The organism is Streptomyces sp. NPDC002309, assembly GCF_053593375.1.
On sequence record NZ_JBSFCI010000037.1, the window covers coordinates 20,928 to 43,117 of the forward strand.

Sequence of the window (22,190 nt, forward strand, 5' to 3'; positions counted from 1 at the left end):
ATGGGACGGTATGTCGTCCGGCGGCTGCTGCAGATGATCCCGGTGTTCGTCGGGGCCACGCTGCTGATCTTCCTGATGGTCAATGTGATGGGCGACCCCATCGCGGGCCTGTGCGGGGAGCGCGAGTGCGACCCGGCGACGGCCGCGCAGCTCAGGACCGAGTTCGGCCTCGACAAGCCGGTCTGGCAGCAATACCTGACCTACATGGGCAACCTCTTCACCGGTGACTTCGGCACCGCGTTCAACGGCCAGCCGGTGACCGAGCTGATGGGCAGCTCCTTCCCCGTCACCATCCGGCTGACCGTCGTCGCGATTCTCTTCGAGATCGTCATCGGCATCACCCTCGGCGTGGTCACGGGCCTGCACCGGGGCCGTCCCGTCGACACCGGCGTCCTGCTCGCCACGCTGGTGGTCATCTCCGTCCCCACCTTCGTCACCGGACTGCTCCTGCAGCTCCTGCTCGGCGTCGAGTGGGGCTGGGTCCGGCCGTCGGTGTCGCCCGAGGCGCCCTTCGGCGAACTGCTGCTGCCCGGCCTGGTCCTCGCCTCCGTCTCGCTGGCGTACGTCACCCGTCTGACCCGGACCTCCATCGCGGAGAACCGCCGCTCCGACTACGTCCGCACCGCCGTCGCCAAGGGCCTTCCCCGGCACCGGGTGATCACGCACCATCTGCTGCGCAACTCCCTGATCCCGGTCGTCACCTTCATCGGCACCGACATCGGCGCCCTGATGGGCGGCGCCATCGTCACCGAGCGCATCTTCAACATCCACGGCGTCGGCTACCAGCTCTACCAGGGCATCGTCCGCCAGAACACCCAGACCGTCGTCGGCTTCGTGACCGTCCTCGTCCTCGTCTTCCTGCTCGCCAACCTCCTCGTCGACCTCCTGTACGCCGTACTCGACCCGAGGATCCGCTATGTCTGAAGCCCAGGAGACCGGCGCGCCCACGGGCGCCGTCGCCGGCACCGGCATGGGCGGCGCGATGGACCTCGCCACCAGCGAGGCCCGGACACTGGAGCGCCCCCCTGCCGGCCCGGACACCGGCGCCCCGGCCGGCAGGGCGCGCTCCCTGTGGTCCGACGCCTGGCACGACCTGCGCCGCAACCCGGTCTTCCTCGTCTCCGCCCTGGTGATCCTCTTCCTGGTCCTCATCTCCCTGTGGCCGTCCGCGATCGCTTCCGGCAGCCCGCTGCGCTGCGACCTCGCCAAGGCCCAGGAGGGCTCCCAGCCCGGCGCCCCCTTCGGCTACGACGGCCAGGGCTGCAACGTCTACACGCGCACCGTCTACGGCGCCCGTACGTCCGTCGCGGTCGGCGTCTGCGCCACGCTCGGCGTCGCGGTCCTCGGCAGCGTGCTCGGCGGCCTCGCCGGGTTCTTCGGCGGCGTCGGCGACTCGATCCTGTCCCGGATCACCGACATCTTCTTCGCGATCCCCGTCGTCCTCGGCGGCCTGGTCCTGCTGTCGGTGGTCACCAGCAACACCATCTGGCCGGTCATCGGATTCATGGTGCTGCTCGGCTGGCCGCAGATCTCCCGCATCGCCCGGGGCGCGGTCATCACCGCCCGGCAGAACGACTACGTCCAGGCCGCCCGCTCGCTGGGCGCCTCGAACTCCCGGGTGCTGCTGCGGCACATCGCGCCCAACGCCGTCGCGCCGGTCATCGTCGTGGCGACCATCGCGCTGGGCACCTACATCGCGCTGGAGGCGACCCTGTCGTACCTCGGCGTGGGCCTGAAGCCGCCGAGCGTCTCCTGGGGCATCGACATCTCCGCCGCCTCGCCCTACATCCGCAACGCCCCGCACGCCCTCCTGTGGCCCTCCGGGGCGCTCGCGGTGACCGTGCTGGCGTTCATCATGCTCGGCGACGCGGTGCGCGACGCCCTCGACCCCAAGCTGAGGTGAGGCGCCCCCATGCTGCTCGACGTACGTGACCTGCACGTGGAGTTCCGCACCCGGGACGGCGTCGCCAAGGCCGTCAACGGCGTCAGTTACGGCGTGGACGCGGGCGAGACGCTCGCCGTGCTCGGGGAGTCGGGCTCGGGAAAGTCCGTCACCGCGCAGGCCGTGATGGGCATCCTCGACACGCCGCCGGGCCGGATCACCGGCGGCGAGGTCCTCTTCCAGGGCCGGGATCTGCTCAAGCTGAAGGAGGAGGAGCGGCGCAAGGTGCGCGGCGCCGGAATGGCGATGATCTTCCAGGACGCGCTGTCCTCGCTCAACCCCGTGCTGACGGTGGGCGACCAGCTCGGCGAGATGTTCGTCGTGCACCGGGGCATGTCCCGCAAGGACGCCCGGGCCAGGGCCGTCGAGCTGATGGACCGGGTGCGCATCCCGGGCGCCGCCGAGCGGGTCAGGCAGTACCCGCACCAGTTCTCCGGCGGGATGCGCCAACGCATCATGATCGCGATGGCGCTCGCCCTGGAACCGGCCCTGATCATCGCCGACGAGCCCACCACCGCCCTGGACGTCACGGTCCAGGCCCAGGTCATGGAGCTGCTCGCGGAGCTGCGGCGCGAGCTGGACATGGGGCTGATCCTGATCACCCACGACCTGGGCGTGGTCGCCGACGTGGCCGACCGGATCGCCGTGATGTACGCCGGCCGGATCGTGGAGTCGGCGCCGGTGCACGACATCTACAAGGCGCCGGCGCATCCCTACACCCGCGGCCTGCTCGACTCGATCCCGCGCCTGGACCGCAAGGGCCAGGAGCTCTACGCCATCAAGGGCCTGCCGCCGAGCCTGCTGGACATCCCGCCGGGCTGCGCCTTCCACCCGCGCTGCCCGATGGCCCGCGACGTGTGCCGCACGGACGTGCCCCCGCTGAACGAGGTGCCCGGGGAGCGGGGGAGCGCCTGCCACTTCTGGAGGGAGTGCCTCGATGGCCGAACCGGTTCTTGAGGTGAGCGGGCTCGTCAAGCACTACCCGCTCACCAGGGGCGTCCTCTTCCGCAAGCAGGTCGGCTCGGTGAAGGCCGTCGACGGCGTCGACTTCACGCTGGACCGGGGCGAGACCCTCGGCATCGTCGGGGAGTCCGGCTGCGGCAAGTCGACGGTCGCGAAGATGCTGGTGAACCTGGAGCGGCCGACCGCCGGGGTGATCCGTTACAAGGGCGAGGACATCACCAGGCTGTCCGGCAAGGCGCTCAGGGCGGTCCGGCGCAACATCCAGATGGTGTTCCAGGACCCGTACACCTCGCTCAACCCCCGTATGACGGTGGGCGACATCATCGGCGAGCCGTACGAGATCCACCCCGAGGCGGCGCCGAAGGGCGAGCGGCGCCGGCGGGTCCAGGAGCTGCTGGAGGTCGTCGGCCTCAACCCGGAGTACGTCAACCGCTATCCGCACCAGTTCTCCGGCGGCCAGCGTCAGCGCATCGGCATCGCACGAGGGCTCGCGCTGCGCCCGGAGGTCATCGTCGCCGACGAACCCGTCTCCGCGCTGGACGTGTCCGTGCAGGCGCAGGTGATCAACCTGATGGAGCGGCTCCAGGACGAGTTCGACCTGTCGTACGTCTTCATCGCGCACGACCTGTCCATCGTCCGGCACATCTCGGACCGGGTCGCGGTGATGTACCTCGGCCGGATCGTGGAGACCGGCCGGGACACCGAGATCTACGACCACCCCACGCACCCCTACACGCAGGCGCTGCTCTCCGCCGTCCCCGTGCCCGACCCCGAGGCCCGGGAGCACCGCGAGCGGATCATCCTCGCCGGTGACGTGCCCTCCCCGACGAACGTCCCGTCCGGCTGCCGGTTCCGGACCCGTTGCTTCAAGGCGCGGGAGCGCTGCGCCCTGGAGGACCCGGCGCTGACCGTCCCCGCCGGGTTCCGCCCGGCCGGCGGCCCGGCCGCGCACCCCTCGGCCTGTCATTTCGCGGAGGAGAAGCAGGTCGTCGCGCCCGGGGAGACGCGGTAACACACAGGCAACTCCGCGGACCCGGTTCCGATATACGGACGCGCCACTCTCTGTGGCGTACGGCCGTGCGGGTGCCGTGAACGGGCCGGGGGCGCCATGTCCCCCGGCCCGTTGCCGTTCAGCGGGGCAGGCCCAGCGAGCGCTTCAGGAAGTCCACCTGGAGCAGCAGCAGGTTCTCGGCGACCTGCTCCTGCGGCGTCATATGGGTCACGCCGGACAGCGGGAGCACCTCGTGCGGGCGGCCGGCGGCGAGCAGGGCGGAGGACAGCCGCAGGGCGTGGGCGACCACCACGTTGTCGTCGGCCAGGCCGTGCACGACCATCAGCGGACGGTGCGGCTCCGCCGCCGCGGACAGCCCGTCGTCCGTGATCAGGGAGCTGTTCGCGTACGCCCGCGGGGACTCGGCCGGGTCGCCCAGGTACCGCTCCGTGTAGTGCGTGTCGTACAGCCGCCAGTCCGTCACCGGGGCCCCGGCGATGCCCGCGTGGAAGACATCCGGCCGGCGCAGCACGGCCAGGGCGGCCAGCCAGCCGCCGTAGGACCACCCGCGGATCGCGACCCGGGTGAGGTCCAGCGGGTACCTCCGCGCGAGGTCCTGGAGCGCCTCGACCTGGTCGTCGAGGGAGACGGTGAAGTCGTCCCGGACCGCCTTCTCCCAGGCGGGGGAGTGGCCAGGGGTGCCGCGTCCGTCGACGACGACCACCGCGAACCCCTGGTCCGCGAACCACTGGGAGGTCAGGTGGGCGTTGTGCGCGGCGACCACGCGAGGGCCGTGCGGGCCGCCGTAGGGGTCGAGGAGAACGGGAAGGGAAGTGTCTCCCTGGTAGTCCTGCGGCATAAGCACGGCGCACGGAATCTTCCGTGCGCCCCCCACGGTGAGCGTCACGCGCGGGGACATACCGGGATCCTCGGCGTACGACGGGACAGTCGCCACCTGCTTTCCTTCGCGCAGCACCCGCACCGTCGCACCCGGCCGGTCCGGCGTCGCCGACACGAGCACGGTCAGGTCCCCGGCGCGCGTCGCCGAGTGCACGCCCGGCTCCTGGGAGAGCCGCTCGACACCGAGTTCGCTGACGCGGCAGACGTGCACCTCACCGGTCTCCGGACTCTCCGCGTCCGCCCCCGCCGACACCGACACGAGCACGTCGTCGGCGCCGACGTCGAGCACGGCACGCAGGTGCAACTGCGCTCCTGTCAGGGGCCGTTCACCCACGGCGAGGACCCGCGCGCCGCCCTCGTCGGCGATCCGCACCAGCTGCCCCGAGGGGGACCAGCACGGCACCCCAGGGAAAAGATCAAGCCAAATCGGATCTTCGTCGGCGTGCACCATCCGGGTCGTACCCGTGTCCGGATCCACCGCCAGGTACAACTGGCTTCGCTGGTCACGCGCCTGCACCAGGATCAGCGGCGCGCCCGCCGCTGACCAGTGCACTCGGGCCAGATACGGATACCGCGCGCGGTCCCAGAGGACCTCGGCGCGCGCCCCGTCCAGGTCGAACACGAAGAGCCGCACCTCCGCGTTCGCCGTCCCGGCCGCCGGGTAGGGCACGTGTTGTGGATCACGTTCCGGCTGGGCCGGATCGGAGATCCACCAGCGCCGCACCGGCGTGTCGTCCACCCGCGCCACCAGCAGGCGGTCGGACTCGGGCGCCCACCAGAAACCTCGCGAACGCCCCATTTCCTCCGCCGCGATGAACTCGGCCAGACCGTAGGAAACCGACTCCGCCTCCGGTTCCGCCAGCGCACGGTCGCCCTCGCCCTCGGCGCCGGTCACCCGCAGTCCGCCCCGCGCCACGTATGCCACATGCCGCCCGTCGGGGGACGGGCGCGGGTCGATCACCGGGGCCGGGGAGATGAGTTCGCGCGCCGTGCCCGCCCGCAGCTCGGCCGTGAAGAGCCGCCCTGACAAGGCGAAAGACGCCAACTCCACGGCCGCGTCTGTGGCGTAGCCGACGATGCCGGCGCCGCCCTCGCGGCTGCGTTCGCGGCGAGCCCGCTCCTCGGGCGAGAGATCCTCGGCCGCCCCGCCCAGCAGGGCGCGCGGGTCGGCCGCCAGGCGCTCGGTGGAGTCCGCCGGGTCGAGCACCCACAGGGCGTTGGCCCGGTCGGTGCCGGAGCGCGAGCGCAGGAAGGCGACACGGGAACCGTCGGGAGCCACGGTGAACGAACGCGGCGCGCCGAGCGTGAACCGCTGGGTGCGGGCGTGTCGTCGGGGGAAGGAGTCAGGCTCGGTGGTCATGCCCCGACCATATTGGCCATGCGCCCCCTTGTGCGGCCGTGCGCCATTCGATGCGCGCGTACGGATAGTTATGATCACTAGCGCTGCGTGGGTATGAACCTGCTGGCCGCTGTATGGATTTACACGTTCCCTCGCGTTGTTCGTCCCCACATTCCCGGTCCTTGGAGGTGAGCCGCCGTGGCACTCTCGATCTCGGCGGTGGTGCTGCTGGCGATCATCGTCTTCCTGCTGATCAAGAAGTCGGGGCTGAAGGCCGGGCATGCCGTGGTCTGCATGCTGCTGGGCTTCTACCTCGCCTCGTCCACCGTGGCGCCCACGATCAGCGAGTTGACCACCAACATCGCGGGCATGATCGGCGGCATCAAGTTCTGACCGGCCCGGAAGGCTCGTAGGGTGGGGCCATGACGGAACGGCCCTCCCGTCGTCTGCTGCTGGTGCACGCGCACCCGGACGACGAGTCGATCAACAATGGCGCGACCATGGCCCGGTACACGGCCGAGGGTGCCCAGGTGACCCTGGTCACCTGCACCCTCGGTGAGCGGGGTGAGGTCATCCCGCCCGAGCTCGCGCATCTGACCGGCGCCGCCCTCGGCGAGCACCGCCTGGGCGAGCTCACCGCGGCCATGCGGGCACTGGGCGTCGAGGACTTCCGGCTGCTCGGCGGTGCCGGCCGCTACCGGGACTCCGGGATGATGGGCCTGCCCGACAACGACGACCCCGGCTGCCTGTGGCAGGCGGACGTCGACGAGGCCGCCGCCCACCTCGTCGAGGTGATCCGCGAGGTCCGGCCCCAGGTGCTCGTCACCTACGACCCGGAAGGCGGCTACGGCCACCCCGACCACATCCAGGCCCACCGCGTCGCCATGCGCGCCGCAGACCTCGCCGCCGAGGCGGGCATCGGCATCGCCAAGGTCTACTGGAACCGCGTCCCGCGCACGATCGCCGAGGACGCCTTCGACCGCCTCCAGGACGCGCTGCCCGGCCTCGCCTTCACCAGCAGCGCGGCGCCCGTCGACGTGCCCGGTGTGGTCGAGGACGAGCGGATCACCACCGAGATCGACGGCACCGCGTACGCCGCCGCCAAGGCCGCCGCGATGGCCGCGCACGCCACGCAGATCGAGGTGGCCGAGCCCTACTTCGCGCTGTCCAACCGGCTGGCGCAGCCGCTCTTCGGCACGGAGTACTACGAGTTGGTGCGCGGCGAGCGGTCCTCGGGGCGCGAGACGGACCTCTTCGCCGGGATCGAGGTGGCGTCATGAGTGAGCGGCACCCGACGCTCGCGCAGCCCCTGCGGCCCCCCTCCGCCGGCCGGTTCGCGGCCTACGTCGGCCTGTTCGCCCTGGGCCTGGTGGTGGGAGCCGCCGGATCGCTGGTGCAGGCCGCCTGGTTCCCCGGCGGGCTGCTGCTGGCCCTGGTGGGCGCGGCCGGGACGTTCGTCGGCGGCGCGTGGCTGACCGGCGGCCGGGCGGGGGCCGTGGCGGGCGCGGCCGGCTGGACACTCGCCGTCGTCCTGCTCACCGCCAGCCGCCCGGAAGGGGACTTCCTCTTCGCCGCGGGCGTGGGCTCCTACGCCTACCTGCTCGGCGGCATGGCCGTGGCTGTGATCTGCGCCACCCTCGTTCCGGCCCCGCGAGCGGGTGGCCGGTCCGTCCGACTTGGCGAATGACGTACCGGTTCGCCGGCCCGGGCCCGTGCGAGTCCGGTGTGGGTTTCCCCAACGGTCGCGGGATACCCGCGCGAAGTGGCCAGTATGGTGGAGCCGCCGCCGCGCTGCCCGCGTATATGAGGTCGGAACCGGCGGTGGAGCCAACCGGGAGAACCTGCCTTGAGTCGTGAAACTGACAGTACGTCCTCCGGGCCCAACGGGCACGGGGGTACCGCATACCCCTCGGGCACGCCGCCCTACGGCACCCCCACGGCTTCCGACAACGGCGCGGACACGGGCCGTTCGGGCGCAGGGACCGAGGAGCGCAAGACCGAGACCACGCTGACGACCCGGATCCGGATCAACATCCCCGGTTCGCGGCCCATTCCGCCGGTCGTCGTCCGCAAGCCCGTCGCCGACTCCGAGAACGGCGGCAGCGGCGCCCCCGGGGCGGCGGTGCCGAGCGCGGCGCCCTCCCCGGGCGCGGTCGAGGCGCCGGTCGAGCCGGAACAGCCCCAGTCCGCCGAGGAGAAGACCAGCGACTGGTTCGCGCCGCGCAAGTCCGGAGCGGGCAAGCCGGGCCAGGGCGGCGCCGCCAACGGGGCGGGCGCGCCCACCGGTTCGGCCGCCCCGGCGGCTCCCGCCGCTCCGCGGCCCGGCGGTGTCGTGGGCTCCATGAGCCTGCCGAGCGGCACACAGGGCGGCGGCCTGCCCGGCGCGACCGGCGGCCCGGTGGCCCCGGGCCACGGCGGCGGCACCGGCTCTTTCGACGTCACCGAGGCCCTCGCGGCGGGCGCCAACGGCTCCCGCCCGGGCGAACCGCGCCGCGACGACCTGCCGTACTTCACGGAACCCGGCCAGTACGGTCAGGGCGCACCCGACGGCCTGGACTCCTACGGCACGCCGCGCCCGTACGGCGGTCAGGGTGCCGCACCCGGCGGTCCGCCGGTTCCGAACGGCCAGAGCGGTTACGGCGGTCCTCTCGGACGAGGCGGCCCGCAGGCCCCCACGGGCCCGACCGGCGGACCGGTCACCGGCACCAGCCCCCTCGCCCTGCCCGGTCCCGGCGGCGGTCCCGGCGGCGGCATGAGCGACGACACCGCGATCCTCACCCCGCAGCCGCCGGCCGCCGGGCCGCCCCCCGGCACCTCCTACGGCATGCCGCTGGACAACGTCTCCGGGGACACCCTCAGCAGTGGCATCCCGGTCGTCCCTCCCGCCGACCGCAGCACGCCGTTCGGCGCGGGCGCCCCCACCGGCGGGACCGGGGCGCACACGCCGCCCAGGCGGCCCGAGCCGGTGCAGCAGGCGCCGTCCCCCGCCGCGCCCAAGAAGAAAAAGAAGGGGCGCAGCAAACTGGTGCTGCTCAGCGGAGGCGTGATCGCCGTCGCCGGAGTGGCCTACGGCGCCGGTCTGCTGATGAACCACTCCGACGTGCCCAAGGGCACCACCGTGCTCGGCGTGGACATCGGCGGCGGCACCCGCGACGACGCCGTCAAGAAGCTCGACGAGGCCCTCCGCGACCGCGTCGACACCCCGGTGAAGCTGGCGGTCGACGGCGAGACGATCTCCCTCAGGCCGGACCAGTCGGGGCTCCAGTTCGACGCGGACGCCACGGTCGACGCCGCCGCCACGAGCGACTACAACCCGGTCTCCGTGATCGGCTCGCTCTTCGGCCAGGAGCGGGTCGTCGAGCCGGTCATGCCGGTCGACGAGGAGAAGCTGCGCTCCGCCCTGCAGACCGCGGCGGGCGGCGCGGGCAGTTCCGGCGACGGCACGATCAGGTTCGAGTCCGGCAAGGCGGTCGCCGTCTACGGCAAGGCCGGCAAGGGCATCGCCGTCGACCAGGCCACCGAGGCCGTGCAGGACGCGTACCGCCGCCAGGTGGAGACCGGGGCGGCCACGCCGGTCCAGGTCCCGACCACCGCCCAGCAGCCGACGGTGCCCGACGCCGAGGTCGACCGGATGATGAAGGAGTTCGCCGAGCCGGCGATGTCCGCGAACGTCACCGTCCAGACCGACCCGGCCCACTCGATCGCCTTCAGCCCGGAGAAGTCCCTGTGGAAGTTCCTCCGCGTCCAGGCGGTCGACGGCAAGCTCGTCGACACCTATGACGAGGCGGCATTGCAGGAGCTCTACGGCTCGACCTTCGACGGTGTCCTCATCACCCGGGGCACCGGGCAGAAGACCCCGGTCACCGTCCAGGACGTGATCGGCGCCCTGCGCCCGGCCCTGAAGAGCCCGACGGACCGCACGGCCACGATCGAGACCGACCCGAGCTAGCCGACGCCCCCGGCAGGGCACCCGACACCCCCCGAGTGCCCTGCCGCCCCGGCCGACCCCCAGCGCCCCCGAGGCACGCGGGGAACGGCGCGCCCAGCCCCAACCCACCCGCACCGGCCGCGTGCCCGTGCCCGCGGCTGTCTGCTGTCGTGGTGGGGTTCAGCGCCGCCAGGGGCGCGGGGAACTGCGCGTCCAGCCACTACCCACCTGCCCCCGCCGTGGGCCCGTGCCCGCGGCTGTCTGCCGACGCGGCCGGCGCCCAGCGCCCTCAGGGACGCGGGGAACGGCGCGCCCAGCCACAACCCACCCGCCACCCGCCGACGACGGAGCAGCCCCGAACCGGCACCGCCAGCCTGGCGCAGCCCCACCCCACCGCTCGCTAGTTGAGCAACGCCCGAGCCGCCCGCGCCTCGCCGCGCACCCTCTCCGCGGCCCCTTCGTCGACGGCCTCGACCACCTCGGCGTACGCGTCCAACTGTGCGGCCCCGTCCAGGAATTCGCCCCGCCGCACCAGCACCTGCGCCCGCTCGTACCGCAGCCGTGCCGGATGCGAGGGCAGCAGCAGGGACAGCTCGACCGCCCACAACGCCACGTCCGACCGCTCGGCCCGGGCGGCCGCCCACGCCCGGATGTTGTTCAGAATCCGCAGCACGACCTCCAGCGCGTCCGCGGGCACCAGCATCGAGGGATCCAACGGCGCCCCGGTGGCCCCCGCGACCAGCAACTCCGCGTCGTTCCCGCTGAGTATCCGCCCGCCGTCGAACGGGTCGGCCAGCACCTGCTCCGCGGTCTGCCCCGGCGTCCCGCCGAACCCGACCACGAAGTGCCCCGGCAACGCCACGCCGTACACCGGCGCGCCCGCCCGCCTGGCCACCTCCAGCCACACCACCGACAGCAGGATCGGCAACCCCCGCCGCCGTGTCAGCACGGCATGCAGCAGTGACGACTCCAGCCGCTGGTAGTCCGCGGCGGAGCCGCGGAACCCGCAGCGCTCACCGAGCAGTTCCCGCAGCGCCACGGCCCAGGCCCGGGGCCCGCCCGGCCGGAACGGCAGCATCCCGGCCAGCCGGTCCAGCTCGACCTGCGCGGCGTCGATGCCCGCCTCGTCCAGCGCCTGGTCGGCCTGCGCGCCCACGAGCAGGCACAACGTCGCCAGGTCGGGCCGCTCGGCCCGGGCCTCCTCGGCGAACCGGCGGCGCAGATCGGCGGTCCGCTCGGGCGGTGGCGGCAAGGGTGGACGCATGACTATCGGCCCTCCGGCTCCCGGTAATGGTGGTACGAGTGATGCACGCCGAAGCCCAGCCCGGCGTACAACGACCGTGCACCGGCATTGTCCGTCTCGACCTGGAGCCACGCCGCCGACGCGCCCTCGTCCAGCGCCCGCCGGGCCAACGCGGCCATCACGTCGCTCGCCAGCCCCCGCCGCCGCAGCGCGGGATCCACCTCGACCGCGGCGAACCCGGCCCATCGTCCGTCGACGACACAGCGCCCGATCGCGGCAGGTGCCCCACCCGTACCGGGAACGCTCGCGAACCACACGGAACTCCCGCTCCCCAGCACGCGCAGTGCCACCTCGCTCACCCCCTTGCGCTGGTACCGCGCCAGCCACCCGGCGTCCGCCTCCCGGGACAGCACCACCCGGTGGCCCTCGGCCCGGTCGGCGACCGGCGCGAGGGCGCCGGTCCACACCTCGGCGGACACCTCCCGCAGCCACCCGCGCCGTTCCAGCTCCGCGCAGAGCAGCTCCTGGGTGCCCTCGGCGCCGGTGGCGGTCTGCAGGTACGCGGGCAGGCCCCGCTCGCCGTACCAGGCCCGTACGGCGCGCAGCGCCTCGTCGAGCGACACGCCCGGTTCCCCGAGGGGCAACGCGGAGTTGGCCCTCCGGGTGAATCCGGCAGCCGCGCGCAGTTCCCACTCGCCGAGCCGCTCGCTCTCCAGCGGCCGCCAGCCCCGCGCGGCGATCCGGGCCAGTTCCTCGTAGGAGGCGGCGGGACCGCGCCGACGGGCCGGTGCGGCGGGCACGACCTTCCCCGCGACCAGCGAGGACTCCCTGATCCGGACGCTCTCGCCGTCCCGTCGTGTGATCACGAGCACACCGTTGTCCCAGGATGTGAGAACACCCACCGTGTCGGTGAATTTCTGTTCCGTGGCGCCGGGGTCCCCCAACCGCCGGACGGAGACTCGTTTGCCCACGTCAGCTGTGGTGATACGGACCTCAAGGCGTCCAGCCGCCGATATTTCCACAGGTCGGTTCACCCCTCCTGTTCGGATCATGCCCAGGAACGGAGATACTAGGGGCGGGCATCGACGACGCCGCGCTCCCGCGCGCCAGGCGGCGGAGCCTGAGGAGGCCCGCCGGCGCCCTATCGAGGAGGAACGACAGCGTGACCTACGTCATCGCGCAGCCTTGTGTCGACGTCAAGGACAAGGCGTGCATCGAGGAGTGCCCGGTCGACTGCATCTACGAGGGCTCGAGGTCCTTGTACATCCACCCGGACGAATGCGTCGACTGCGGTGCATGTGAGCCGGTCTGCCCGGTCGAGGCGATCTTCTACGAGGACGACACTCCGGAGGAGTGGAAGGACTACTACAAGGCGAACGTCGAGTTCTTCGACGAGCTCGGCTCGCCCGGTGGCGCGAGCAAGCTGGGTCTGATCGAGCGGGACCACCCCTTCGTCGCCGCGCTTCCGCCGCAGGCCGAGTGACCCTCTGAGCGGCCCGAACCGCGTCAAGCGGCCCGAACCGTGCCGCCTCGGTCCCGTACGGCCCGATCACCCCGATCGCGGCCGCACGGGACCGAGGCGTTTGCCGCACCAGAAAGTGAGTCAGACACCGTGTCCGCAGTCTCCGACCGCCTGCCCACCTTCCCCTGGGACAAGCTCGCGCCGTACAAGGAGACGGCCGCCGCGCATCCGGACGGCATCGTCGACCTCTCCGTCGGCACCCCGGTCGACCCGGTCCCCGAGCTGATCCAGCGGGCGCTCGTCGCCGCCGCCGACTCGCCCGGCTACCCGACGGTCTGGGGCACTCCCGAGCTGCGGGACGCGCTGACCGGCTGGGTGGAGCGCCGCCTCGGCGCCCGCGACGTCACCCACCGCCACGTGCTGCCGGTCGTCGGCTCCAAGGAACTCGTCGCCTGGCTCCCCACCCAGCTGGGCCTCGGCCCCGGCGACCGGGTGGCGTACCCGCGCCTGGCCTACCCGACGTACGAGGTGGGTGCGCGCCTGGCGCGCGCCGAGCACGAGGTCTACGACGACCCGACGGACCTCGATCCGGCGGGCCTGAGGCTGCTCTGGCTGAACTCGCCCTCCAACCCGACGGGCAAGGTGCTCTCCCAGCAGGAGCTGACCCGGATCGTCGCCTGGGCCCGCGAGCACGGCGTACTGGTCTTCTCCGACGAGTGCTACATCGAGCTGGGCTGGGAGGCCGACCCGGTCTCCGTCCTCCATCCCGACGTCAACGGCGGCTCCTACGAGGGCATCGTCTCGGTGCACTCCCTCTCCAAGCGCTCCAACCTCGCCGGCTACCGTGCCGCGTTCCTCGCCGGAGACCCGGCGGTCCTCGGCCCGCTGCTGGAGATCCGCAAGCACGGCGGCATGATGACGTCCGCGCCGACGCAGGCGGCCGTGGTGGCCGCGCTGGGCGACGACGTCCACGTCCGCGAGCAGCGCGAGCGGTACGCGGCCCGCCGCACGGCGCTGCGCGAGGCCCTGCTGGGCCACGGCTTCCGCATCGAGCACAGCGAGGCCAGCCTCTATCTGTGGGCGTCCCGGGACGAGTCCTGCTGGACGACCGTCGCCCACCTGGCCGGCCTGGGCATCCTGGTCGCGCCGGGCGACTTCTACGGCCGGGCGGGCGAGAACTTCGTACGCGTGGCCCTGACCGCCTCGGACGAGCGGGTGGCGGCGGCGGTCAAGCGCCTCGCGTGAGCACGCCGAAGGGGCCCAGGGAACTCCCTGGACCCCTTCGTTCCGAGCGCCCGGCACTCAGCCGATCGACAGCCCCTTGGTGGGCAGCGACTGCGTGGGCAGCCCGCCCTTGGTCAGCCCGTCCGTGGGCAGCCCGCCCTTGGTCGCGCTCGCGGCGGCCTCGCCCAGGACGGCCCCCGCGGCCCCGGCGGCGTCACCCGCGGCCTTCTGGACCGCGGGCGTCGCCTTCTTCGCGACCTGGCCGCCGGTCTTGCCCGCGGCCGGCACGGCCTTCTTGACGGCCTTGCCGCCGGTGTCACCGGCGGTACCGGTGATGTTCTGGGCCGTGCTGTCGACGGTGTTGCCGACGTTCGCCGCGTCCAGGGCGGTCAGTCCACCGAGGTTGCCGGTGGCGGGCAGCTCGGGGGCCGCGCTGGCGGAGCCGGCCGCACCGACCCCGGCAGCCGCTCCCGCTGCGACGAGCAGCGCGGCACGGGCGATCCGACGGGTCAGGGGGAGGGACATGATGCTCCTTTGACGGGAGATGACGGTGAAGTGTCCTGCCGTTCACGGGAGTTGACGCCGCAATATCGGTCGCGGTCTCTCGCTTCGGGCTCGGACGCAGTGACTACCGCTCGAAGCCCGCGAAGGTTGCGGCGTGCCAAAGCAAAGAGTTGGCAATGCGTCGCATTATCGGCTGCGGATAAAAACGGGCAAAGAACACCCGGTCCGAAAGTCTGCCGAATCCTTACGGCCCGTTGTTCCCAAGGGTTTTGACGCATGCGCGGGTGAGGCTGCGAAAACCTGCGCACCTCGTCACCCCGAGTCGGCGCATGTAACCCCTGGGGCTGACCGCTCGTACTACCGTGCAGTGACGATACGGACGGCGTCGGCGCCCCCGCCGGCGTCGCCGCCGGTCCCGTCCGCGTTCTTCGCGTCCTCCGCGGCACGCCACCGGCTGCCGGTGTGCCCCGCGATCCACTCCCGCCCGGCGTACGAGACCCGCTCGATGTGCAGCGAGGAGGCGTTGGCCACGGCCCAGTGGGCGTACTGCCAGCCGCGCTCCCGAGCGCCCCGCTTCTCGCTCTCGCCGGCGACGGGCACGGTCACCGTGCGCCCGCTGGTCTCGGTGACCAGGGTCGGCGTGGGATCCGGCGTGCGCGCGCCCACCTCGGCGCCGGCCTGCTGGACGGCGTCCCGCCCGAAGTCCCGCACCAGCGCGGACCGGACCGCGTCCGGCCCGGCGGCCGGCGTCGCGTCCCGACGGCCCTCGCAGGTCAGCGTGGCCGCCGCGCGTCCCGTGAGGGCCGCGGCGAGCAGGGCGGCGTCCGGCTCGTGCTTGGCGTAGGCGTGCGGGTAGCCGCTGCGCTGCACCCGCTGGGCGGCGACGGTCAGGGGCAGCCGGGTGTAGTCGGGGACGTCGACCAGGTGGTCGTAGAACATGCCCGCCGAGTAGACCGGGTCCATGATCTGCTTCTCGGTGCCCCAGCCCTGCGAGGGCCGCTGCTGGAACAGGCCGATCGAGTCGCGGTCGCCGTGGCGGATGTTGCGCAGCGCCGACTCCTGCAGGGCGGTCGCGAGCGCGATCGTGACGGCCCGTTCGGGCAGGCCGCGAGCGGTGCCGACAGCGGTCACGGTCGCGGCGTTGACGGCCTGCTCGGGAGTGAGCTCGTACGCCGCCCCGTCACCGTCGGCCGAGACCACCTCGCAGCCCGGGCCGCCTGCGCCCCCGCTGACGTACTGCACCGCGAGATAGCCCGCGACCGCGAACAGGACCACGAAGGCCGCCCCGGCACGCAGGAGGCGGCCGCGACGCTTGCGGGGAGGTGACGGCTCTGGCACGCGTACAAGGTACTGGAGAGTACGGAGTGACCGGGGCCAGGCGAGGAAAGTGCCTTCGAGCAAGGGGCGCTAGTGTCGAGGCATGGCCGATTCCCCGCTTGACCTCGCCCTGGACGCCGCCCGGCTCACCGCCCAACTCGTCGACTTCCCCTCGGAGAGCGGGAGCGAGAAGCCCCTCGCGGACGCGATCGAGCACGCGCTGCGCGCCCTGCCGCACCTCATGGTCGAGCGGCACGGCAACAACGTCGTCGCCCGCACGGACCTGGGCCGTTCCCAGCGGGTGATCCTCGCCGGGCACATCGACACGGTGCCGATCGCCGGCAACGTCCCGTCCCGGCTGGACGGGGACGGTGTGCTGTGGGGCTGCGGCACCTGCGACATGAAGGCGGGCGTCGCGGTCCAGCTGCGCATCGCGGCGACGGTCCCGGCCCCGAACCGCGACCTCACGTTCGTCTTCTACGACAACGAGGAGGTCGCCGCCGACCTCAACGGCCTGGGGCACGTCGCCGAGGCGCACCCCGAGTGGCTGGAGGGCGACTTCGCGGTGCTGCTGGAGCCGTCCGACGGCCAGGTCGAGGGCGGCTGCCAGGGCACCCTGCGCGTCCAGCTCAGGACCTCGGGCGAGCGGGCGCACTCGGCGCGCTCCTGGATGGGCTCCAACGCGATCCACGCGGCCGCCCCGATCCTGGCCCGCCTCGCCTCCTACGAGCCCCGGTACCCGGTGATCGACGGGCTGGAGTACCGCGAGGGCCTGAACGCGGTGGGCATCTCCGGCGGTGTGGCCGGCAACGTCATCCCCGACGAGTGCGTGGTGACGGTCAACTTCCGCTACGCCCCGGACCGCACCGAGGAGGAGGCGGTCGCCCACGTCCGTGAGGTGTTCGCGGACTGCGGCGTGAGCGACTTCGTGGTGGACGACCACAGCGGGGGCGCGCTGCCCGGCCTGTCGCACCCGGCCGCGGCGGCCTTCATCGAGGCGGTCGGCGGCACCGCGCAGCCCAAGTACGGCTGGACGGACGTCTCCCGCTTCAGCGCGCTGGGCATCCCGGCGGTCAACTACGGCCCCGGCAACCCGCACTTGGCGCACAGGCGGGACGAGAGGGTGGAGACGGCGAAGATCCTCGCGGGCGAGGAGCGGCTGCGCGCCTGGCTCACGGCGTGACCACGGCGTGACCACGGCGGGCCGGAGGCGGGGCGCCCGGGAGGGCGTCTCCCCGCGGGCGATTTGTTGCAGACATGCACATGTCCCCCCCTCTGTGACCGGCGTGGATCTACGCTGAGGTGGAAACACCCCGCGAGCGGAGGGAGCGCACATGGCCACCGGCAACCCTGAGGGAAAGCGGCAGCCGCCGGAGGAGCAGCGACTCGGGCCGGTCCTGCGGCGGCGGAGCCAGGTGACGGCGAGCACCACGGACCAGCGGCTGCTGGACGCGGGAGGCCCGTCGGACTGGGTCCACACCGACCCGTGGCGCGTCCTGCGCATCCAGTCGGAGTTCATCGAAGGCTTCGGCACGCTCGCCGAACTCCCGCCCGCGATCAGCGTGTTCGGCTCCGCCCGCACGCCCGTGGAGTCACCGGAGTACGAGGTCGGTGTCCGCCTGGGCCGGGGCCTGGTGGAGGCGGGCTTCGCGGTCATCACCGGCGGCGGCCCCGGGGCGATGGAAGCGGCCAACAAGGGCGCCAGCGAGGCGGGCGGCATCTCGGTCGGCCTGGGCATCGAACTGCCCTTCGAGCAGGGGCTCAACCCCTACGTCGACATCGGCCTGAACTTCCGCTACTTCTTCGTCCGCAAGATGATGTTCGTGAAGTACGCGCAGGGGTTCGTGGTGCTCCCCGGCGGTCTGGGCACCCTCGACGAGCTCTTCGAGGCCCTGACCCTGGTCCAGACCCAGAAGGTCACCCGCTTCCCCATCGTCCTGTTCGGCACGGACTACTGGGGCGGCCTGGTCGACTGGCTCCGCAACACCCTGGTCGCCCAGGGCAAGGCCGCGGAGAAGGACCTCCACCTGTTCCACGTCACGGACGACGTGGACGAGGCGGTGGCGCTGGTGTCGAAAGAGGCGGGGCGCTAGCCCCGAGCGGTACGGGTTCCCGCCCGCCCGCTCCCGGCGGGTGGGCGGGACCAGGTGTCCGAGGACCTCAGGCCAGCCCGCGGCGAGCCACCGCGGGGTCCCGCCACCCGGCGATCGCCGAGACCATCTCCAGCACCTGCCGGGTCTCCGCCACCTCGTGCACCCGGTACACCTGCGCCCCCAGCCACGCGGAGACCGCCGTCGTGGCCAGCGTCCCGATCACCCGCTCCTTCACCGGCCTGTCCAGGCTCTCCCCGACGAAGTCCTTGTTGGACAGCGACACCAGCACGGGCCAGCCGGTCTCCACCATCTCCCCGAGCCGCCGCGTCGCCTCCAGGCTGTGCCGCGTGTTCTTCCCGAAGTCGTGCCCGGGGTCGATCAGCACCGACTCCCGGGGCACCCCCAGCGACACCGCCCGCTCGGCCAGCCCCAGCGTCACCCGCAGGATGTCCGCCATCACGTCGTCGTACGTCACCCGATGCGGCCGGGTGCGCGGCTGCGCCCCGCCGGCGTGCGTGCACACGAGCCCCACCCGGTGGCGCGCGGCGACCTCCGCGAGCCGGGGGTCCACCCCGCCCCACGCGTCGTTCAGCAGATCGGCCCCGGCCTCGCACACGGCCTCGCCGACATCGTGCCGCCAGGTGTCCACGCTGATGACCACGTCCGGGTAACGCCGCCGCACCTCGGCGACGAACCCGACCGTCCGCCGGGCCTCCTCCTGCGCGGTCACCTCCTCGCCGGGCCCCGCCTTGACCCCGCCGATGTCGATGATCGCGGCACCCTCGGCCACCGCCTGCTCCACCCGGGCCAGCGCCGGCTCGTCGCGGAACGTGGCCCCCTGGTCGTAGAAGGAGTCCGGGGTCCGGTTCACGATCGCCATGACCACCGGTTCGCGCGGGTCGAACTCCCGCCTGCCCAGTCTGAGCATCCCGTGCGACCTCTCCTCGTTCGTCCTGGTACCGGCCCTGTACGACCGCCTGTGACCCTAACCGTCAGACTCACATGGCACGATCGGACCCTGACACATCCGACGTCGGCGTACGCCACAGGTGCGCCGCCACACTCCGCGTGGGGACCTCAGCGATGGTTATGTTCTTCTTCCTGGTCGTCGCCCTCGCCGTCGTGGTCGCCGCGGTGACTCTCGCGGTGGTCGGCGGCGGTGACCACGGCCCGCTCCCCGAGGCCGCGCCCGAACGGCTGCAGGACCCGCTGCCCCTGGACCGTCCGGTCGGCCGCAGGGACATCGACGCCCTGCGCTTCCCGCTCGCCGCCCGCGGCTACCGCATGGCCGACGTCGACGACGCCCTGAACCGCGTCGCCGCCGAGCTCGCCGAGCGCGACGCCCGGATCGCCGACCTGGAGTCCGCGCTGTCCGGCGCCCAGGCCGCGGCCCGTGTCCCCATGGACAAGCCCGGCCTGGAAGAGGGACCGCGATGACCGACGGAGCCGCCGTGCCCGGAGCGGACGGCGCGCGGCGCTGCCCCTGGGCCCTGTCCACGCCGGACTACGTGGCGTACCACGACGAGGAGTGGGGCCGCCCGGTCCACGGCGACGACGCGCTCTTCGAGCGGCTCTCCCTGGAGGCGTTCCAGTCCGGCCTGTCCTGGATCACCATCCTGCGCCGCCGCCCCGGCTTCCGCGCCGCCTTCGCCGGGTTCGAGATCGCCACGGTCGCCGCCTTCACGGACGACGACCGCGAACGACTCCTCGCCGACGCCGGCATCATCCGCAACCGCGCGAAGATCGACGCCACCCTCGCCAACGCCCGGGAGCTGACCGGGTGGGGGCCCGGCGAGCTGGACGACCTCATCTGGTCGCACGCTCCCGACCCGGACACCCGCCCGGTCCCGAAGACCCTCGCCGACGTCCCCGCGGTCACCCCGGAGTCGACGGCGCTCTCCAAGGCACTGAAGAAGCGGGGCCTGCGTTTCGTGGGCCCGACGACGGCGTACGCGCTGATGCAGGCGTGCGGCCTGGTCGACGACCACCTGGCGGACTGCGCCGCACGCCGCGCCGGCTGACCGGACGGACCGGTTCAGCGCCCCAGGTACTTCGGCCTCTCCTTGTTCACGAACGCCTGCACCGCGATGCGGTGGTCCTCCGAGGCTCCCGCCCGCGACTGCAGCTCGTCCTCCTTCTCCAGCGTTTCGGCCAGGGAGTGACTGAACCCGTACGCCACCGCCTCCTTCACCGCGGCGTACGCGACCGTCGGCCCCTCGGCGAGCAGGCGGGCCACCTGCTCGGCCTCCGCGCGCAGCTCCGCGGCGGGCACGACCCGGTTCGCGATGCCCAGCTCGTACGCCTCCTGCGCCTTGACGCTGCGCGGGAACAGCAGCAGGTCGGTGGCGCGGCCGGGGCCGACCACGCGCGGCAGCGTCCAGGAGACGCCGGAGTCGGCGGTCAGCGCCACGCCCGCGAACGAGGTGTTGAAGGCCGCGGTGTCCGCGACGACCCGGTAGTCGGCGGCGAGCGCGAAGCCGAAGCCGGCCCCGGCGGCGACGCCGTTCACGCCCGCGACCACGGGTTTCGCCATGTCGGTCAGCGCCCACACGATCGGGTTGTAGTGCTCGCGGACGGTGCTCATCGTCTGCCCCTCGCCCGCGTCCCGGTCGGCGGCCAGCAGCCCGATGTGCTCCTTGAGGTCCTGGCCCACGCAGAACGCCCGGTCACCGGCCGCGGTCAGCAGCACGGCCCTGACGGCCTCGTCGGCCCCTGCGGACCGGACCGCGTCCCGGAGCGCGACCTTGGTCTCGATGTTCAGCGCGTTCATCGCCTCCGGGCGGTTCAGCGTGATCGTCGCGAGCCCGTCGTTCACCTCGTAGAGCACGGTGTCGGCCATGGCGTATCCCCTCCGGTCGGGCGGCTCGGGGCGTACCGTTCGGTACGTCCTGTCAGAGGACAGCATGGCGGAGATCGCGGACAACGGATCCGGCGCCCAGGTGAGCCGGGTCGAAGAATTCGGGCCGTTTCCGGTCGGGGGAAGTCCGTGCGGCTGCGCAGTATCGCAGCCACATCGCCGAATTGAGTGGTTTTGCTCGCGCGCGTTGCCCAAGCGATGCCGACCGATGTTGGTCATCGGGTCGTGCGATGCGGGATAATGGCTGGGAAGCAATGTGTTCGATGCCGGTGTCGCGTGTCGTGTTTCACGGAACGCGCGTGCCCATCACCGGGCGCCGTCGGCCTTGACGATGAGCTGGTTTTCAGGAAGGGGAACGAGCATGGCGGCCATGAAGCCGCGAACGGGTGACGGCCCGCTCGAGGTGACCAAGGAGGGGCGGGGCATCGTCATGCGCGTTCCGCTCGAAGGCGGCGGTCGGCTCGTCGTCGAGCTGACCCCGGACGAGGCCGACGCGCTCGGCGACGCCCTCAAGAAGGTCGTGGGCTGACCCGCGGGCGACCATACCCTTTCAGCCGCCCCGGCACCGCATCCGGTGCCGGGGCGGCTGCATTCCCGGCATTCTCGGAAAAAGTGAGCAGGCCTCGGCAAAGTGAGCCGGCCTGGGAAAAGTGAGCCGGTGCGGTCAGCGCTTGACCGCGCACAGCAGTCCGTCTCCGACCGGCAGCAGCGACGGCACCAGTTCCTGGCTCTCACGCACCGCGCGCAGCAGCTCTCTCAGCCGCAGCACCTCCGTCGGCTGCGGGCCGGAGTCCACCGTGCGCCCGTTGGCGAAGACGCCCTCGAACGCCACCAGGCCGCCCGGACGCAGCAGGCGCAACGATTCAGCGAGGTAGTCCAGCACCTCCAGCCGGTCGCCGTCGCAGAAGACGAGGTCGTAGCCGGCGTCCGCGAGCCGGGGCAGCACGTCCAGGGCGCGGCCGGGGATGAACCGGGCCCGGTTGCCGGCGAAGCCGGAGGCGCGGAAGGCGTGCCGGGCGAACTGCTGGTGCTCCGGCTCGGGATCGACGGTGGTCAGCACGCCGTCCGCGCGCATGCCGTGCAGCAGATGGATCCCGGAGACACCGGTGCCGGTCCCGATCTCGGCCACCGCCTTGGCGTCCACCGAGGCGGCCAGCAACCGCAGCGCGGCGCCGGTGCCGGGCGAGACCGAGCGCAGCCCTGCGTCCCGGGCACGCTCGCGGGCCCAGTGCAGCGCCTCCTCCTCGGCGACAAAGGCGTCGGCGAACGCCCAGCTCGTCGGCCGGTTGCCGGTAATGACCCTCTCCTGTCCCCGTGGTTGCCTGGGCGTGACTGTATCCGTTGGTGCCGGGAACCCGCAGATGGGACCGGGCGTTTAGAGGGGTGGGGAACGACGGCGGGGGACACGGTTGGATCACGACGACGAG

The 22,190-nt window shown here is 72.6% G+C and carries 23 protein-coding genes; 15 read left to right on the forward strand and 8 right to left on the reverse strand.

Going from position 1 to position 22,190, the window contains the following annotated elements; all coding sequences use genetic code 11:
- Genes ACWCPM_RS27190 through ACWCPM_RS27205 form a run of 4 tightly spaced genes read left to right on the forward strand, consistent with a single transcriptional unit; the run spans window position 1 to window position 3,917 of the window.
- A complete protein-coding gene (locus tag ACWCPM_RS27190) occupies window positions 1-924 on the forward strand; it encodes an ABC transporter permease (RefSeq protein WP_450978881.1) in 924 nt (307 codons plus the stop codon).
- A complete protein-coding gene (locus ACWCPM_RS27195; protein WP_450978882.1) occupies window positions 917-1,903 on the forward strand; it encodes an ABC transporter permease in 987 nt (328 codons plus the stop codon). The genes ACWCPM_RS27190 and ACWCPM_RS27195 overlap by 8 nt, the downstream gene beginning before the upstream one ends.
- A 9-nt stretch (window positions 1,904-1,912) precedes the next feature.
- Window positions 1,913-2,899, forward strand: a complete 987-nt coding sequence (locus ACWCPM_RS27200) for an ABC transporter ATP-binding protein (RefSeq protein ID WP_450978883.1) — start codon at window positions 1,913-1,915, stop codon at window positions 2,897-2,899.
- Window positions 2,880-3,917: an ABC transporter ATP-binding protein gene (locus ACWCPM_RS27205; protein ID WP_450978884.1), complete on the forward strand. Its 1,038-nt coding sequence runs from the start codon at window positions 2,880-2,882 to the stop codon at window positions 3,915-3,917. Before ACWCPM_RS27200 ends, ACWCPM_RS27205 begins: the two co-directional genes overlap by 20 nt.
- A 118-nt stretch (window positions 3,918-4,035) precedes the next feature.
- On the opposite strand, the gene ACWCPM_RS27210 is transcribed toward ACWCPM_RS27205, so the two are convergent.
- Window positions 4,036-6,156 (reverse strand): prolyl oligopeptidase family serine peptidase, encoded by a 2,121-nt coding sequence (locus tag ACWCPM_RS27210; protein ID WP_450978885.1) that lies wholly within the window; start codon window positions 6,154-6,156, stop codon window positions 4,036-4,038.
- Window positions 6,157-6,333: 177 nt separating this feature from the next.
- Between ACWCPM_RS27210 and ACWCPM_RS27215 the strand changes: the two genes are divergently transcribed.
- The 4 genes from ACWCPM_RS27215 (at window position 6,334) to ACWCPM_RS27230 (ending at window position 10,084) form a co-directional block, all read left to right on the forward strand.
- Window positions 6,334-6,528: a hypothetical protein gene (locus ACWCPM_RS27215; RefSeq protein WP_365455014.1), complete on the forward strand. Its 195-nt coding sequence runs from the start codon at window positions 6,334-6,336 to the stop codon at window positions 6,526-6,528.
- 29 nt (window positions 6,529-6,557) lie between these two features.
- Complete coding sequence (gene mshB / locus ACWCPM_RS27220) at window positions 6,558-7,415, forward strand: N-acetyl-1-D-myo-inositol-2-amino-2-deoxy-alpha-D-glucopyranoside deacetylase (RefSeq protein WP_450978886.1); 858 nt, start codon at window positions 6,558-6,560, stop codon at window positions 7,413-7,415.
- The gene (locus tag ACWCPM_RS27225) at window positions 7,412-7,822 is read left to right on the forward strand and encodes a DUF6113 family protein (protein WP_450978887.1); all 411 of its coding nucleotides are present in this window, start codon (window positions 7,412-7,414) and stop codon (window positions 7,820-7,822) included. Before mshB ends, ACWCPM_RS27225 begins: the two co-directional genes overlap by 4 nt.
- A gap of 159 nt (window positions 7,823-7,981) precedes the next feature.
- Window positions 7,982-10,084, forward strand: coding sequence for a hypothetical protein (locus ACWCPM_RS27230; protein WP_450978888.1), 2,103 nt, complete (start codon window positions 7,982-7,984; stop codon window positions 10,082-10,084).
- Window positions 10,085-10,463: 379 nt separating this feature from the next.
- On the opposite strand, the gene ACWCPM_RS27235 is transcribed toward ACWCPM_RS27230, so the two are convergent.
- A complete protein-coding gene (locus ACWCPM_RS27235; RefSeq protein ID WP_450978889.1) occupies window positions 10,464-11,327 on the reverse strand; it encodes a transglutaminase-like domain-containing protein in 864 nt (287 codons plus the stop codon).
- A 2-nt stretch (window positions 11,328-11,329) separates the two neighbouring features.
- On the reverse strand, window positions 11,330-12,328 hold the full coding sequence (locus ACWCPM_RS27240) for a GNAT family N-acetyltransferase (protein WP_450978890.1): 999 nt from the start codon (window positions 12,326-12,328) through the stop codon (window positions 11,330-11,332).
- 140 nt (window positions 12,329-12,468) lie between these two features.
- On the opposite strand from ACWCPM_RS27240, the gene fdxA reads away from it, so the two are divergent.
- Entirely contained in the window at window positions 12,469-12,789 is a 321-nt protein-coding gene (gene fdxA / locus ACWCPM_RS27245) for a ferredoxin (RefSeq protein WP_362249186.1), read from the forward strand.
- A gap of 129 nt (window positions 12,790-12,918) precedes the next feature.
- Window positions 12,919-14,013 carry a bifunctional succinyldiaminopimelate transaminase/glutamate-prephenate aminotransferase gene (locus tag ACWCPM_RS27250; protein ID WP_450978891.1) on the forward strand — a complete coding sequence of 365 codons (1,095 nt, stop codon included), beginning with the start codon at window positions 12,919-12,921 and terminating at the stop codon, window positions 14,011-14,013.
- 57 nt (window positions 14,014-14,070) lie between these two features.
- Here the strand turns inward: ACWCPM_RS27250 and ACWCPM_RS27255 are convergent, their stop codons facing one another.
- Window positions 14,071-14,517: an ATP-binding protein gene (locus tag ACWCPM_RS27255; RefSeq protein WP_450978892.1), complete on the reverse strand. Its 447-nt coding sequence runs from the start codon at window positions 14,515-14,517 to the stop codon at window positions 14,071-14,073.
- A 336-nt stretch (window positions 14,518-14,853) separates the two neighbouring features.
- Window positions 14,854-15,834, reverse strand: coding sequence for a heavy metal transporter (locus ACWCPM_RS27260; protein ID WP_450978893.1), 981 nt, complete (start codon window positions 15,832-15,834; stop codon window positions 14,854-14,856).
- A gap of 82 nt (window positions 15,835-15,916) precedes the next feature.
- Here ACWCPM_RS27260 and dapE point away from each other — a divergent pair, with 82 nt between their 5' ends.
- Complete coding sequence (gene dapE, locus ACWCPM_RS27265; RefSeq protein WP_450978894.1) at window positions 15,917-16,996, forward strand: succinyl-diaminopimelate desuccinylase; 1,080 nt, start codon at window positions 15,917-15,919, stop codon at window positions 16,994-16,996.
- Between the two features lie 151 nt (window positions 16,997-17,147).
- Window positions 17,148-17,906, forward strand: coding sequence for an LOG family protein (locus ACWCPM_RS27270; protein WP_450978895.1), 759 nt, complete (start codon window positions 17,148-17,150; stop codon window positions 17,904-17,906).
- A gap of 67 nt (window positions 17,907-17,973) precedes the next feature.
- Here the strand turns inward: ACWCPM_RS27270 and folP are convergent, their stop codons facing one another.
- The gene (gene folP, locus ACWCPM_RS27275; protein WP_450978896.1) at window positions 17,974-18,834 is read right to left on the reverse strand and encodes a dihydropteroate synthase; all 861 of its coding nucleotides are present in this window, start codon (window positions 18,832-18,834) and stop codon (window positions 17,974-17,976) included.
- Between the two features lie 155 nt (window positions 18,835-18,989).
- On the opposite strand from folP, the gene ACWCPM_RS27280 reads away from it, so the two are divergent.
- Both ACWCPM_RS27280 and ACWCPM_RS27285 read left to right on the forward strand, forming a co-directional pair.
- Window positions 18,990-19,343, forward strand: coding sequence for a DivIVA domain-containing protein (locus ACWCPM_RS27280; RefSeq protein ID WP_450978922.1), 354 nt, complete (start codon window positions 18,990-18,992; stop codon window positions 19,341-19,343).
- Window positions 19,340-19,927, forward strand: coding sequence for a DNA-3-methyladenine glycosylase I (locus ACWCPM_RS27285; RefSeq protein ID WP_450978897.1), 588 nt, complete (start codon window positions 19,340-19,342; stop codon window positions 19,925-19,927). Before ACWCPM_RS27280 ends, ACWCPM_RS27285 begins: the two co-directional genes overlap by 4 nt.
- Before the next feature lie 14 nt (window positions 19,928-19,941).
- Here the strand turns inward: ACWCPM_RS27285 and chcB are convergent, their stop codons facing one another.
- A complete protein-coding gene (gene chcB, locus ACWCPM_RS27290; protein ID WP_450978898.1) occupies window positions 19,942-20,745 on the reverse strand; it encodes a 2-cyclohexenylcarbonyl CoA isomerase in 804 nt (267 codons plus the stop codon).
- Window positions 20,746-21,124: 379 nt separating this feature from the next.
- On the opposite strand from chcB, the gene ACWCPM_RS27295 reads away from it, so the two are divergent.
- The gene (locus ACWCPM_RS27295; protein WP_003966491.1) at window positions 21,125-21,292 is read left to right on the forward strand and encodes a DUF3117 domain-containing protein; all 168 of its coding nucleotides are present in this window, start codon (window positions 21,125-21,127) and stop codon (window positions 21,290-21,292) included.
- 135 nt (window positions 21,293-21,427) lie between these two features.
- Here ACWCPM_RS27295 and ACWCPM_RS27300 read toward each other — a convergent pair whose 3' ends face one another.
- A complete protein-coding gene (locus ACWCPM_RS27300; protein WP_450978923.1) occupies window positions 21,428-22,126 on the reverse strand; it encodes an O-methyltransferase in 699 nt (232 codons plus the stop codon).
- Window positions 22,127-22,190 lie beyond the last annotated feature (64 nt).